Origin of the sequence: Janthinobacterium sp. SUN120 (assembly GCF_030397735.1) — a bacterium.
Taxonomy (GTDB): Bacteria; Pseudomonadota; Gammaproteobacteria; order Burkholderiales; family Burkholderiaceae_D; genus Janthinobacterium; species Janthinobacterium kumbetense.
In genome coordinates this window covers 1,429,991-1,443,406 of the sequence record NZ_JAPUBW010000001.1, presented here as the reverse complement: position 1 = coordinate 1,443,406, position 13,416 = coordinate 1,429,991, and the positions used below count along the sequence as shown (strand labels likewise).

Annotated in this window: 15 protein-coding genes; 10 read left to right on the top strand and 5 right to left on the bottom strand. The window is 67.7% G+C overall.

What is annotated here, in order from left to right:
- Positions 1 to 24: 24 nt before the first annotated feature.
- The gene (locus O0879_RS06335) at positions 25 to 1,506 is read right to left on the bottom strand and encodes a phage tail sheath C-terminal domain-containing protein (RefSeq protein ID WP_289915481.1); all 1,482 of its coding nucleotides are present in this window, start codon (positions 1,504 to 1,506) and stop codon (positions 25 to 27) included.
- Positions 1,507 to 1,659: 153 nt separating this feature from the next.
- On the opposite strand from O0879_RS06335, the gene O0879_RS06330 reads away from it, so the two are divergent.
- The 4 genes from O0879_RS06330 to O0879_RS06315 all read left to right on the top strand — a co-directional run bounded on the left by O0879_RS06330 (position 1,660) and on the right by O0879_RS06315 (position 5,540).
- Positions 1,660 to 2,940, top strand: coding sequence for an arsenic transporter (locus O0879_RS06330; RefSeq protein ID WP_251349086.1), 1,281 nt, complete (start codon positions 1,660 to 1,662; stop codon positions 2,938 to 2,940).
- A 46-nt stretch (positions 2,941 to 2,986) separates the two neighbouring features.
- A complete protein-coding gene (locus O0879_RS06325; protein WP_289915479.1) occupies positions 2,987 to 3,616 on the top strand; it encodes an NAD-dependent dehydratase in 630 nt (209 codons plus the stop codon).
- A gap of 46 nt (positions 3,617 to 3,662) precedes the next feature.
- The gene (locus tag O0879_RS06320) at positions 3,663 to 4,112 is read left to right on the top strand and encodes a GNAT family N-acetyltransferase (RefSeq protein ID WP_099664290.1); all 450 of its coding nucleotides are present in this window, start codon (positions 3,663 to 3,665) and stop codon (positions 4,110 to 4,112) included.
- 159 nt (positions 4,113 to 4,271) lie between these two features.
- Positions 4,272 to 5,540, top strand: a complete 1,269-nt coding sequence (locus tag O0879_RS06315) for a nucleotide disphospho-sugar-binding domain-containing protein (RefSeq protein ID WP_289915477.1) — start codon at positions 4,272 to 4,274, stop codon at positions 5,538 to 5,540.
- A gap of 5 nt (positions 5,541 to 5,545) precedes the next feature.
- Here the strand turns inward: O0879_RS06315 and O0879_RS06310 are convergent, their stop codons facing one another.
- The 3 genes from O0879_RS06310 to O0879_RS06300 form a co-directional block, all read right to left on the bottom strand.
- Entirely contained in the window at positions 5,546 to 6,481 is a 936-nt protein-coding gene (locus O0879_RS06310; RefSeq protein ID WP_289915476.1) for a DUF2145 domain-containing protein, read from the bottom strand.
- Positions 6,478 to 6,909 carry a hypothetical protein gene (locus O0879_RS06305; protein ID WP_099664287.1) on the bottom strand — a complete coding sequence of 144 codons (432 nt, stop codon included), beginning with the start codon at positions 6,907 to 6,909 and terminating at the stop codon, positions 6,478 to 6,480. The genes O0879_RS06310 and O0879_RS06305 overlap by 4 nt, the downstream gene beginning before the upstream one ends.
- Before the next feature lie 92 nt (positions 6,910 to 7,001).
- The gene (locus O0879_RS06300) at positions 7,002 to 7,835 is read right to left on the bottom strand and encodes an HDOD domain-containing protein (RefSeq protein WP_289915474.1); all 834 of its coding nucleotides are present in this window, start codon (positions 7,833 to 7,835) and stop codon (positions 7,002 to 7,004) included.
- Positions 7,836 to 8,074: 239 nt separating this feature from the next.
- Between O0879_RS06300 and O0879_RS06295 the strand changes: the two genes are divergently transcribed.
- The 3 genes from O0879_RS06295 to O0879_RS06285 are packed head-to-tail and all read left to right on the top strand — an operon-like array spanning position 8,075 to position 10,095.
- Positions 8,075 to 9,160 (top strand): alpha/beta hydrolase, encoded by a 1,086-nt coding sequence (locus tag O0879_RS06295; protein ID WP_289915472.1) that lies wholly within the window; start codon positions 8,075 to 8,077, stop codon positions 9,158 to 9,160.
- A gap of 20 nt (positions 9,161 to 9,180) precedes the next feature.
- Positions 9,181 to 9,567 carry a carboxymuconolactone decarboxylase family protein gene (locus O0879_RS06290; RefSeq protein ID WP_289915469.1) on the top strand — a complete coding sequence of 129 codons (387 nt, stop codon included), beginning with the start codon at positions 9,181 to 9,183 and terminating at the stop codon, positions 9,565 to 9,567.
- Positions 9,568 to 9,603: 36 nt separating this feature from the next.
- Positions 9,604 to 10,095, top strand: coding sequence for a cupin domain-containing protein (locus tag O0879_RS06285; RefSeq protein ID WP_289915468.1), 492 nt, complete (start codon positions 9,604 to 9,606; stop codon positions 10,093 to 10,095).
- Between the two features lie 27 nt (positions 10,096 to 10,122).
- On the opposite strand, the gene O0879_RS06280 is transcribed toward O0879_RS06285, so the two are convergent.
- Entirely contained in the window at positions 10,123 to 11,229 is a 1,107-nt protein-coding gene (locus O0879_RS06280; RefSeq protein ID WP_289915466.1) for an acyl-CoA dehydrogenase, read from the bottom strand.
- A 119-nt stretch (positions 11,230 to 11,348) separates the two neighbouring features.
- Between O0879_RS06280 and O0879_RS06275 the strand changes: the two genes are divergently transcribed.
- The 3 genes from O0879_RS06275 (at position 11,349) to O0879_RS06265 (ending at position 13,391) form a co-directional block, all read left to right on the top strand.
- Positions 11,349 to 11,642: a hypothetical protein gene (locus O0879_RS06275; RefSeq protein ID WP_289898210.1), complete on the top strand. Its 294-nt coding sequence runs from the start codon at positions 11,349 to 11,351 to the stop codon at positions 11,640 to 11,642.
- Positions 11,643 to 11,704: 62 nt separating this feature from the next.
- Positions 11,705 to 13,057: a SulP family inorganic anion transporter gene (locus O0879_RS06270; protein WP_289915464.1), complete on the top strand. Its 1,353-nt coding sequence runs from the start codon at positions 11,705 to 11,707 to the stop codon at positions 13,055 to 13,057.
- Positions 12,960 to 13,391 (top strand): sodium-independent anion transporter, encoded by a 432-nt coding sequence (locus O0879_RS06265; protein WP_289916159.1) that lies wholly within the window; start codon positions 12,960 to 12,962, stop codon positions 13,389 to 13,391. The genes O0879_RS06270 and O0879_RS06265 overlap by 98 nt, the downstream gene beginning before the upstream one ends.
- The last annotated feature ends 25 nt before the right edge of the window (positions 13,392 to 13,416 follow it).

Sequence of the window (13,416 nt, the reverse complement as noted above, 5' to 3'; positions counted from 1 at the left end):
GGCGGGCTGGCGCCGCCCGGCGTGTCACGATTTCTGCATCTGCTGCTGGAATGTGAGCTCGATGAATTCGGCCGGGCGGCTGACGGCGACCAGGATGGTGACCCGCAAGATGCCTTCCAGGATGTCTTCCGGCGTCATGGTTTCGCCCAGGCCGACGGACACGCTGAAGCTATCCTCCGGCGAGGCGCCCGCCAGGCCGCCGCGCTTCCAGACGCCGGTCAGGAAGTTGTTCGTCATTCCCCGGACGGTGACCCAGGTGCCGGACACGTTTGGCTCGAACACATAGGCCAGGTAGGCCAGGCGCAGCGATTCCGCCAGCATGATCACGGTGCGGCGGACATTAATGTAGCGCCAGTCGAGGCTGTTGCCATCGAGGGTGCGGGCGCCCCACACCAGTGTGCCCTCGCCAACAAAGCTGCGGATGGCGTTGACCGACGTGCCGCTGCCGCTCACGTTGAGGTCTTCCTGCTCATCGTGCGAGATGTGCACGGCCGGTGCGCTGACGGCGTCGAGGCTCACATTGGCCGGTGCTTTCCACACGCCGCGCGCGTTGTCGACCATCGTATATATGCCCGCCATGGCGGCGCCGGGCGGCAGCAGATTGAGCTGGCTTTGCATGGCCAGCAGCAGTTGCGCGTACACGGGGCAGAGGGCGAGCAGCGACTGATGGATGGCAGCGATGCGGCTGGCCTGATCGTCCGCTGACGCAGCTACGCTGGCCATCTGCTCGAACAGGGCGGACACTTGCCGCTGCCGGCCGGCGTCCAGCGCCTGCGGCAGCAGGTTTTTCAGCGCGTCCCACTGGCTGGCGCGAAGGCAGGTGAAGTTGAGCTCGTCCAGCGAAACCACCGTGGTTTCCAGCCACGGATAATAGGCGGCGCCATACGCCAGCGCGGCGCTGCCGATGCCGTTCCGGAAAGCGGCCACGGGCCCATCCGTCAATGGGGCTGCGCCGGCATGGATGTCGAGGATGGCGAAGCGGTTGCGCATTTCCTGGCCGCAATGCTCGAGCATGTGCCGTTGCAGCGCATGGCAGTCATCCTGCGCCAGCAGCATGGCGTCGGGCACGGCCAGCAGCGTGACTTCCGGCGCCTGCCGCAGGGCATCGATGCCGGCGCGTAGTGCGCCGACATCGGGCGCGTCATGGTAGTTGCCGACGGAAACGATATGGCAGGCACCGCCGCCGTTGCGGAAAAAGAGCCGCATGCTGTGATACAGCAGGAATCTTCCGCCGGCCTGGTGCAGCGCGAAGGGCGTTGCAGCGCCTGGGGCCGCTTCCGCCTCAAGCGTGAATTCCGGCACGGGCGCGCCGCCGAAACAGGCTTCAAATTCCTCCATCGAGGTGATGCGCCAAGGCTTGTTGTGCAGCGATTTTCCTTGATGGCTGGCGCCGGCCGTGTAGCCGACAAAGGCTGGCACGGCCGTCGCGACCTCGATGACTGAATTGGGGAAGGCGGTTTTTTCCACGATATACACGCCGGGAGTCTGGTATTGCGCCATATGCATGCTTTCCTGGTGGGTCAGAGGGGGGGCGGGGTCGAGCGATGGGCTAGTATAATCAGTTATCAGACTGGCATGGGAATTTATGCTCACATCTATTTGATATTTCCAGTATTATTGAAATATTGAATTCATTGTCTATTTTCGGATGCCCCACCCATGCTGACCGCTTTCCTGATCTTCCTCGCCACCCTCATCCTCGTCATCTGGCAACCGCGCGGCCTGGGCATCGGCTGGAGCGCCGTCATCGGCGCCTGCGTCGCCTTGCTGGCGGGCGTCATCCACTGGGGCGACATCCCCGTCGTCTGGCACATCGTGTGGAACGCCACCGGCACGTTCATCGCCGTGATCATCATCAGCCTGCTGCTGGACGCGGCCGGTTTCTTCGAATGGGCCGCCTTGCACGTGGCGCGCTGGGGCGGCGGCAGCGGCAGAAAACTGTTCGTGCTGCTGGTCTTGCTGGGCGCCCTCGTTTCCGCCGTGTTCGCCAACGACGGCGCCGCGCTGATCCTCACGCCCATCGTCATCGCCATGCTGCGGGCGCTGAAGTTTTCCGCCAAGGCAACCCTGGCCTACGTGATGGCGGCCGGCTTCATCGCCGACACGGCCAGCCTGCCGCTGGTGGTGTCGAACCTGGTGAATATCGTCTCGGCCGATTTCTTCAAGATCGGCTTTGCCGAGTACGCGGCCGTGATGGTGCCCGTCAACGTCGTCGCCGTGCTGGCCACCCTGGCGGCCTTGCTGCTCTTTTTTCGCCAGGATATTCCCCGTGATTATGCAGTGGCGCAGCTGAAACGTCCGGACGCCGCCATCCGCGACCTGGCCACCTTCCGCGCCGGCTGGCTGGTGCTGGCGCTGCTGCTGGTGGGCTTTTTCTCGCAGGAAAGCCTTGGCGTACCCATCAGCCTGATCGCCGCCGTGGGCGCCGCGCTGCTGCTGGGCGTGGCAGGCAAGGGACACGTGATTTCCACGCGCTACGTGCTGCGCCATGCGCCATGGCACATCGTCGTCTTTTCGCTGGGCATGTACCTGGTCGTGTACGGCTTGCGCAATGCGGGCTTGACGGCTTACCTGACGGGCATGCTGAACCACTTCGCCCAGTACGGCGTGTGGGGCGCGGCCATGGGCACGGGCGTGCTGACGGCGTTATTGTCGTCCGTGATGAACAATCTGCCGACGGTGCTGGTGGGCGCGCTGGCCATCGACCCGACGACGGCGCAGGGGGCCGTGCGCGAAGCGATGATTTACGCGAACGTCATCGGCAGCGACCTGGGGCCGAAGATCACGCCGATCGGCAGCCTGGCCACCTTGCTGTGGCTGCACGTGCTCGACAGCAAGAACATCCACATTTCCTGGGGATACTATTTCCGCGTCGGCATCGTGCTGACCGTGCCCGTGCTGCTGGTGACGCTGGCCGCGCTGGCGCTGCGCCTGTCCTGAGTTCCGTGTATGGTGGTGGCTGTGAGCAACTTTATACTGGGATGCAATGAAATTACTGCTCGTAGGCGCTACCGGGCTCGTCGGCAGCGAAGTGCTGCGCCTGGCGCTGATGGATGCGCGGATCACGGCCATCGTGGCGCCCGTGCGCAAGCCCTTGCCGCCGCATCCCAAGCTGGCCGCGCCTCTCATTGATTTCGATCAATTGCCGCTGGACGCATCCTGGTGGCAGGCGGACGCCGTCATCTGCACCCTGGGCACGACGATGAAGGTGGCCGGCACGCGGCAAGTGTTTTCCCGCGTGGACCACGACTATCCGCTGGCCGTGGCGCGGCTGGCGCTGGCGGCCGGCACGGGCACGTACGTGCTCAATTCCGCGGCCGGCGCCAACGCCGCTTCGCGCATCTTCTATAACCGCGTCAAGGGCGAGCTGGAACGCGACCTGCAAGCGCTGGGTTTTCGTTCGCTCACGTACGTGCGCCCGGGCCTGATCGGCGGCGAGCGCGCCGTGGCGCGGGCGGGCGAGGGCGCCGCCTTGCGCATCCTGCGCGTGCTCGGTCCCGTGCTGCCGCGCCGCTGGCGCATCAATCCCGCGCCGCGCATCGCCAGCGCCTTGCTGGAAGCGGCGCTGGCCGCCGCGCCGGGCGTGCACGTGGTGACGTCGGAGCAGCTGCTGTGAGTGCGCGCCCGTGTAATTTCCCTTCCTGTTTCTGAAAAGGATAGCAATGCAGACTGTACGCCCTTACCAGGCCGGCGACCGCGACGCCTGCCTGGCCCTGTTCGACGGCAATACGCCGCGCTTTTTCGACCCGTCCGAGCGCGCGGACTTTGCCGCCTGGCTCGATACCTCGACGCATCCCTACCTGGTCATTCTGCGCGACGGCCGCATCGTCGCCTGCGGCGGCCATGCCATCGAGGCGGGCGGCAGCGTCGCCAGCCTGTGCTGGGGCATGGTGGCGCAGGATGCGCATGGCCAGGGACTGGGCCGGGCGCTGACGCAGGCGCGCCTGGACGCCATCCGCGCCGTGCCGGGCATCGCCAGCGTGCGCATGAATACCAGCCAGCACACGCAAGGCTTTTATGCGGGCTACGGTTTCGTGACGGTCAACGTGACGCCGGACGGCTTCGGGCCGGGCATCGATCAATGGGACATGGTATTGCAACTGCCGCTGTAGCAGCGGCAGGCATGGCGCCGTGCCGTGCTCAATAATTGATTGAAATGCTAACGTTAATCGCTTACTATCGTTGGGTGTTTCAACTAGGAAAGATGCCCATGCACCCCTCGTTCTTGCTTGATTTTCCGCTGAAAATTGCCGCCAGGCAAGGATGGCCGCATGGCTGACCCATCCCCGCTCGTCATCATCGCCAGCAGCGGCACCGGCGGCGACATGCAGCCGTTTATCGCGCTGGCGCAGGGTTTGCAGCAACGGGGCCGGCGCGTGCTGCTGCTGGTGCCGGGCTGGCAGGAAGCGGCCGCGCAGGCGTCAAAGTTGCCGTATCGCACCTTCGGCAGCGCGGAAGAGGGGCAGGCCATGCTGGGCAACCCCGGCCTGTGGGATGAACGCAAGGGCTGGGGCGTGGTGTGGAACGGCCTCGTGCCGCACCTGGGCGCCGTGCGCGACATCGTGCAAGGCTTGCCGGCCGATGAGGCTTGCGTGGTGCTGTGCCATCCCATCCTCGTGCCGATGGCGGCCCTGGCGCGGTCTGTGCGCCCGGACTTGCGCATCGTCGCGGCGTATCTCGCGCCATCGAACCTGTGCAGCAGCCATGATTTCCTGACGGCCGGTTCGCTGCGCATTCCCGCGTGGGTGCCGCTGGCCTGGCGCCAGGCCCTGTGGCGGATGATCCACCGCGCCATGATCGACCCGGTGCTGCTGCCTGGGCTGAACGGCGCGCGCGCGCAGCACGGCTTGCCGCCGGAAGCGCATTTTTTTGGGCACATGCTGGCCGCGCCGGACGCCTCGCTGGGACTGTTTCCCGCCTGGTTCGCCGCGCCGCAGGCGGATTGGCCGCCGCACTTCGCGCAAGCCGATTTCACCGCCGCCGCCATGCCTGGCGCCGCAGCGCTGCCGCCGGAACTGGAACGCTTTCTGGGCGAGGGCGAGCCGCCCATCGTGTTTACGCCCGGTACCGGCCACCAGCATGCGCAAACCTACTTCAGCATCGCGCTGGACGTCTTGCGGCGGCTGGGGCGGCGCGGCCTGTTCCTCACGCCCCATGCGGCGCAAGTGCCGCAGCACTTGCCGGCTGGCGTGCTGTGGCAGGCGCACGCGCCGTTCGCGGCGCTGTTGCCGCGCGTGGCGGCCGTGGTGCATCACGGCGGCATCGGCACCAGCGCGGACGCCTTCCGCGCGGGCATCCCGCAACTGATCGTGCCGTTCGCGTACGACCAGTTCGACAACGGCTGGCGCGCCAAACGGCTCGGTGTGGGAGAGGTCTTGCTGGCCAAGCGCTTGTCTGCCGGGCGCATGCAGCGGCAGTTGGCGCGCCTGCTGGCCGCGCCCGAAGTCAGGCTGGCGTGCGGCGAGGTGGCCCGCCGGATGAATCAGGGGCTCGAATCAGCGCGCCTGCTGGATCACGTCGAAGCGGCCCTGGCCGCTTAGTCTGCCTAGGGAAGCCAGGTATCGTCGAGGGCGATGACCCGGTCGTTTGTGCCGGGCACGCAGCCGTCGGCGATCGGTTCCCAGCCCCGGTGCACCACTACCTGCTTGCCGTCGTGGCAGATTTCCACGCGTTCGCTGGCGGGCAGGCGCTGGCGCGCGAACGCTTCCAGGCTGGCCGGCAGGCTCACCGCCAGCTGCATCGAGCGAATTGCCTCAGGCGGGTGGTCATCCATGTGCACGAGGGGCACGAAGATGGAGCCGAGCATCAGCCAGCGCGCACCCACGTCGACGGGGGCGGGCGCATATTGGGCGGCGCGCAGCCAGTCCTGGGCGCGGGCGCGCAAGTCGCCGCCTGCCGCCAGTTCGCCCCAGGCGGAGGCCAGCATTTCCACCACCCACTGATTGCAATTCTGGTATGTCAAATTGAAAGCATACGCGTTGGCGCTGTAGCGGCCCGCGAGCAACTGCTGCACGCGCACGGGGTCGAGCAGGGCGCGGCGCAGGGGCGGCACGGTTTCGGCCGGCAATTTCACGAGCGAGATGTAGCCGAGCGCCGGGTTTTCCGTGCCCATGGCGAAACCGGCTGTGCCCTGGTCGAAGATGCGCGGGCGGCCTTCGTCGCAGGCGTAGTACAACTGGCGCGCGGACCAGCCGCTGTCATTGTCGTGGCGCCAGGCCAGCGCCGCGTGCGAATAACGGATGCCGAAGCGGGCCAGGTCCAGGCCGGAACGGCTGATCAGGGCCACGCTGCCTTCGCTGGCGGCCAGTTCCTCGCGCACGACGGCGGCAAAGCGCAAGAGCCGGTCCTGTTCCGTGGCCGTGAGTTCCTGGGCGCGGTCGCAAAAGCGCGAGGAAGACATGGAGGTGCCCGCCTGGGCGGCGCCAGCCAGGACGAGCGCGGCGCAGCCGGCCAGCAGCGGCGCCAGTTTGCGCAAGATCAAAGGCTGACGGGACGCGTGGCCATTTCCCCGTACCAGTCATCGGCCAGCACGAGGAAGAAGGCGGCGCGCGTGTCGTTGCGCGAGAATTCGATGCCGTAGGCGCGGTTTTGCGCATGCACCACGTCGCCCTGCGCCAGCTGCTGCTTGTCGAGCGCCGCTTGCGGCAAGTCCAGCACCAGCGGCGTGGCCGTGGCGTCGGCCTGCATGGTCAAACGCGTCATGCCGGCGCGGCCCGGCACGGCGGCCACGTCGATGATGCGGTAGGGACCATTGGCCACCTTGTTGTCGCGCGAAGAGCTGTTGCTCGAACCGTTGAGCGAATCGGAAATGCTGCCGCTCGACTGGGAACCGGCGCTGGAGGCCGAGGAAACGAAGCTGTCGGCGTTGGCGTTGCACGCCATGGTCAGAGCTGCGGCCAGGCCGAGCATGCGTAAGGAGGTAGTCAAGGCAGTTTTCCAGTGAGCATCAATGAAAGCGGACCGGGTCCATCCCGGCTCGCGCCATCATAGCAGATCGGCTATCAGCTGAGCAGTACCTCGATCAGGCCCTTCGCTTCGGCCGACGGCTGCGTGCGCAGCGCCTGCAGCACGGGATCGTGTTCCAGATAGGCTTGCAGCGCCTCGCTGACGGTGACGCTGGCCTGCGGCAGCGGCGAAGGGACGGGAGAGAGCGCCTTGGCCAGCAGCAGGGTGTCGCGCAAGCCCTCGGGCGGCAGCATGATGGTGGAGCCGGGCAAGGCGTTGACGGCGTCGGCCACCGGCAGCGGCACGCCCAGCTGGCGCATCAGCGCGCGGCCGATCACTTCCAGCGTGGACGCCATCTGCGTTTCCAGCTGGGCGTACAGGCCCGGAGTCTTGTCGGCCTGGGCCAGCAAATAAAAGCCGGCCACTTCATGCACGATGCCGGCGAACAGCGCCGTATCGGCATCCGTCTGCGTGACGGTTGTGGCCAGCCCGTGCGCCAGCGCCGCCACGTGCACGGTGTGCGCCCACAGCTGGGTGGCGCGGGCGCGCAAGGCTTCGTCGCGGATGCCCGCGTTCAGCTGGCGGATGACGGCCGCCGTCGCCAGCGCATACAGGTTGCGGTGGCCCAGCCGCTCGACGGCGGCGCGCACGCTGGTGATGGCGGGCGCCTGGCCGGGCGAGAACAGGGCCGAATTGGCCAGCGCCACGGCGCGCGCCGACAAGGTCGGTTCGCACAGCAGCAAGCGGCTGATGTCGGCCGAGTGGCAATCCGGGTTGGCCAGTTCCTTTTGCAGGAGCAGGGCCGTATTGATGCTGGTGGGAAAAGCCAGGGTTTCCGTTTCGGCGCTGGCCAAAAGTTGCGCCAGGCTGCTGAGCGTGTTGACGTGCATGGATAGGGGAGCGGGAAGTAGCAATGTCCCCATCTTATCAGGCAATCCAGGCCGCATGGCGCCCGGCTGCCTTTGCTGTCAGGCACGGCTGGCCGATGGTGCCATTCATAAGCTGTACTTATAGACTTTAGTGGATTTGCCTGTCTATTCATGGTGGGCGAGGGCGGGTACGCTTGATCTGCCACAAGCGTGCCTCGTACGCGGCTTGTTCCATATCAATGTTTACAAGGAAAATACAGATGCGTGATGAACTCCCCCAGCCGCAGCGGCGCACGTTCCTGAACACCTCGCTGGCCATGGTGGCCGGCGGCGCCGGCATGGCCCTGGCAGGCGCGGCCCAGGCGCAAGCACCGGCGTCCGCGCCCACCCGGCCCATGGTCGTGGGCCATCCCCGGCGCAACGGCGTCGCTATCGAACGCGTCGCGTTCCCCAACACCAGCGCGCAGACGGTCATCGCGGCCAACCTGTTCACGCCGGCGCGCTTCGATGCGGCCAAAAAATATCCCGCCATCGTCATCGGCCACCCGTTCGGCGGCGTGAAGGAACAGACGGCCGGCTTGCACGCGCAAAAGCTGGCGGAATTGGGCTATGTGACCCTGGCGTTCGATGCTTCGCATTACGGCGACAGCAGCGGCTTGCCCCGCTACACGGAAGTGCCGGGCACGCGCGTGGGCGATTACAGCGCCTGCGTGGATTTCTTCAGCAATCATCCGGCCGTGGACCCGGCGCGCATCGGCGTGCTGGGCATTTGCGGTGGCGGCGGTTATGCCGTCAGCGCGGCGCAGGTCGACCACCGCATCAAGGCCATCGCCACCGTCAGCATGTACGACATGGGCCGCGCGCGCCGCCAGGGGCTGGGCGACACGCTCACCTACGAGCAGCGCATGAAGACCTTGGACGAGGTCGGCGAACAGCGCACGCGCGAGGCGCGCGGCGAACCGCGGCGCGACATCCGCGCGCTGCCCGAGTCGGCCGGGCCGGACGCGCCGGAAATCGTGCGCGAATTCCTCGACTACTACGCCACGCCCCGGGGCCAGCACCCGCACTCGACCAGCCTGTATGCCTTGACGAGCCTGGCGCCGATGATGAATTTCTTCCCGTTCGCGCAGATCGAGACGATCGCGCCGCGCCCGTTGCTGATGATCGTCGGCGAGCGCGCCGTCTCGGCATATTTCAGCGACGATGCGTACGCCAGGGCGGCGCAGCCGAAGGAACTGTTCGTCGTGCCCGGCGCCTCGCACGTGGACCTGTACGACCGGCCGCCTTACATCGCGCAGTCGCTGGCCAGGCTGGATGCCTTCTTTCGCCAGCACCTGGGGGCGTGATGGGCGTTTTTTCGAACAGCATGAAAATAGGCTTCCTGGCGGCCTGCCTGGCGCTGCCCGTCTTTGCGCCAGCGCAAACGCTGGATGCGCAGAGCAAGCCGCCCTCGCGCGCGCAGCAATTGATGGGAGACTTCGCGCCGAAGATGGCCGACCTCACGGACAAGGTGCTGTACGGCGACATCTGGGAGCGTCCCCAGCTGTCCAAACGCGACCGCAGCCTGGTGACCGTCAGCGCGCTGGTGGCCATGCACCGTCCCGAGCAGCTGAAATCGCACCTGTTGCTGGCGCGCCAGAACGGTTTGACGGAGGACGAGCTGGTCGAGGCGATCACCCACCTGGCCTTCTATGCGGGCTGGCCGAACGCCGTCTCGGCGCTGGCCGTGGCGAAAGAAGTCTTCCGCAAATAACGACCGCCGCCCCGCGCGGCAAGAAAGGATATCCACATGCACCGATACGCCGCGGCACTCTTGCCGCTTTGCCTGCCCGCCGGGGCCGCGTCCGCCGAGCCGGCTGCCGCGCCAGCGGCCGTCACCGTCACGCGCGCCGCCGCCATGCCCAGCAGCATCGGTGACGCCGCCTATTTCACGGGGAAGGTCGCAGTCGACGCCCGGTTCCAGCGCCTGGCGCCGGCCCGCGTGGGCGGCGCCATCGTCACCTTCGCGCCCGGCGCCCGCACGGCGTGGCATACGCATCCGCTGGGCCAGACCCTGATCGTCACGCAAGGCCAGGGCTGGGTGCAGCACTGGCAGGGCCCGCTGCAGCAGCTGGCCGTGGGCGACGTGGCGTGGATACCGCCCGGCGTCAAGCACTGGCATGGCGCGACGGCCACGTCCGCCATGCAGCACGTCGCTATTGCCGAGGCGCAAGATGGCACGGCGGTGACGTGGCTGGAACAGGTGACGGATGACAGCTATCCGCGCCAAGGCGCTCAATGACGATGCCGCGCCGGGCGTTCAGGCAGCTTACGGCAGCAGCAGCGCATGCTGGCTGGCCGTGTGGAAATCGCGCCACACGCGGTTGATGGCGCTGTCTTCGCGGGCCGCGTACAGGCCGCAATACGGATACAAATCACCGACGGCCGCGCGGCATGCGGCGACCAGGTCCAGCGAACGGTCCTGCACGGCTTGCATGGCATCCGCGCCGAGCGCCGCGCCGCCCGCCACCTGCCCCCAGCTGTCGTCCAGCACGGCATAGAAGCGGGTGCGGGCGGATGTGAACGCTTGTTTCCCGGCTTGCAGCATGGCGGCCACTTCCGGCACGTCCAGCAGCGGCAAGCCGGCGCGCGCATGGCGGCGGTGGCGCATGCCTTCTTCGGCCAGCTGCATGAAATGGCTGGCCATGCCGGCCACGTTGGCCGCCAGGGTCACGTAGGCCAGCGAATAGAACGGATAGCGGTACAGGGGGCCGTCTGCCGTCGCGGCCGAAGGATCGATGGTGAAACCGTGCTCCTTGGCAACCCATTGACCGTCGATGCGGTAGCTGTGCGAGGCGCTGGCGCGCATGCCGATGCTGTTCCACGAAGGCACCAGCTGCACCAGGGCGGCGGGCACGAGGAAGGCGCGGATGCGCGGCTTGCCTTCCGCATCGAGCAGGGGCTGGCCATCGCGCCGCAGCCGGGCGTTCAGCGTGAAGTGGGTCGCCATCGGCGCGCCGCTGGCGTAGTCCCAGCTGCCCGTGATGCGGTAGCCGTCGCCTTCCTCTTCCGCTTCACCGGTGGCCGCGCCGCTGCCGCCCAGGCAGACGCGGGGCGTGCCGATGATGGTCCGCGCCATGTCGGGCGCCAGGAAGCCCGCGAACCATCCCGCCCCCGCGCACAGGGTCAGCACCCAGCCCATGCTGCCGTCGACGGCGGCCACGGCTTCTTCCAGGCGCACCACTTGCGGCAAGGGCAGCTCGGCGCCGCCCGCGCCGCGCGGCGCCAGCATCGTCAGCCAGCCGCGCCGGTGCAGCAGGGCTTGCTGGGCCGGATGCAGGAAGCGGGCGGCGTCGGCGGCCGGCGCATGGCGCGCGATGCGGCGCGCGTCGCGCGCGGAAAGGGTAGCAGGGGTAGCGAGGGCAGCGTGCGGCATGGGCAGAATCCGGCAATGGCGAAGGCGGGCATTTTCGCACGGCGCGGGGGGCCAGCGATAGTCGGCGCCTGTTGCGGCGCCAGTCCCGCGCCTGTAAGCTGCAGGAAAAGGGGAAAAACATGTGCAGATTCGTCCATGCGGGGAGCGCGGCGGCATTGCTGCTGTGCCTGGCGGCTTGCGCCAGCGTGCCGCCACCGCCACCCGTGGTCATGCTGGGCAAGGAAGACATCACCGTGGCGGGCCGGCGCGTCCACACGGTGGACGAGATGCTGGCCGTCCTGTCCGAGGAGCACATTGCCAGCGTTGCCTTGCGCACGCAGCCGGACGTGCCGTATGAGCGCGTCGGTGCCGTGATCTATTCCATCTTCCGCGCCGGCAGGAAAGTGTCGGAAGTGGGCGCCGCAGCGCCGTAAGCCTGCATGCCGCCGTTTTGCCGCATCATGGCGCGGACCGGCGCCACCCACCAGGAGCCTCCATGAGCGCATCGGCTGCGACGCAAACGAACCGCTGGCAAGATGCCAGCGCCGGCCTGTCGATCGCCGGCCTGCTGCTGCCGGAAGCGGTGGCGTATGCCAGCATCGGCAACCTGGCACCGCAGGCGGGCATCCTGGCCCTGTTTGCGGGCTTGCTGTGCTACGGCGTGCTGGGCACGAGCCGCTTTGCCATCGTCTCGGCCACGTCGTCCTCGGCCGCCGTGCTGGCCGCCGCCATGGCATCCATGCCAGGCGGCACGGCGGGGCACCGGCTGATGCTGATGGCGGGACTGGTGATATTGACGGGGGCATTTTTCCTGCTGGCCTGGCTGGTCAGGCTGGGCAGCATCACGGAATTCATCGCCAAGCCCGTGCTGCGGGGCTTTTCCTTCGGCCTGGCCATCGTGATCATCGTGAAACAGTTGCCCGGCGTGCTGGGCGTGCAGCCGGCGCACGGCGACGTGCCGCATCTGCTGGCGGGCCTGCTGGCAGGCGCAGGGCAGTGGAACGGCAGCGGCGCCGGCCTGTGCGCGGCGGCGCTGTTGTCGCTGTTCCTGCTGCGGCGGTTGCAGCGCTGGCCCGCCGGCCTGATCGTCATCGCGCTGGGCATCGCCGCCGGGCAATGGCTGGACTTGCCGCGCCATGGCGTGGCCCTGGTGGGCGCCATCGATGTCCGCCTGGCCATGCCTGTCCTGCCGCGCCTGACGCAGGAGGAATGGACGCGCCTGGCCGAGCTGGCGTTTGCGCTGGCGCTGATCCTGTATGCGGAATCGTATGGCGCCATCCGCAGTTTTGCCTTGAAGCATGGCGACGCCGTGGCGCCCGAGCGCGACTTGCTGGCGCTGGGCGCGGCGAACGTGGTGGCGGGCCTGTTCCAGGCCATGCCGGTGGGCACCGGCTATTCGGCCACCTCCGCCAACGAGGCGGCCGGCGCCACCTCGCGCCTGGCGGGGCTGGTGGCGGCCGCCGTTGTGGGCGTCATCGTGCTGACCCTGCTGCCGCTGGTGGCCCTGATTCCCGTGCCCGTGCTGGCCGCCGTGGTCATCCATGCCGTCAGTCATACCCTGAACCCTGTTTCCTTGCTGCCTTATTTCACCTGGCGCCGCGACCGCCTGCTGGTGCTGGCGCCGCGACCGCCTGCTGGTGCTGGCGGCCATTGCCGGCGTGCTGCTGTTCGGCGTACTCGACGGCTTGCTGGCAGCCATCGCCATGAGCCTGCTACTGATGCTGCGCCGCCTGTCGCGGCCGGGCCTGTCCGTGCTGGGCCGGCTGGGCGACAGCCACGATTACGTGAAACTGGCGTTGTACCCGGCGGCCCGCGCGCAGCCCGACACGTTGATCCTGCGCCTCGATGAACCCTTGTTCTTCGTCAATGCCGAGCGCAGCCTGCACCTGGCGCGCACCCTGCTGGAGGAGCGGGCCGGTCCGCTGCGCAAGGTGATCCTCAGCCTGGAAGAGTCGCCCGACCTCGATGGCAGCAGCGTCGAAGCCCTGCGCGACTTTGCCGCGTTTGCGCGCCTGCGGGGGCTGGCCCTGGCGCTGGCGCGGCTGAAGGAGCCGGCGTGCGCCGTACTGCAACTGGCGCTGCGCGACATGCTGGCCGCCGAGGCGGCGCCGGCGCTGCTGCTCAGCGAATTGAGCGTGGCCGAGGCCGTGCGCCTGCTGGGTTGCGCCACGCCTGAAAAGTAGCGGCGACTATGCTACGCTGGCGGCT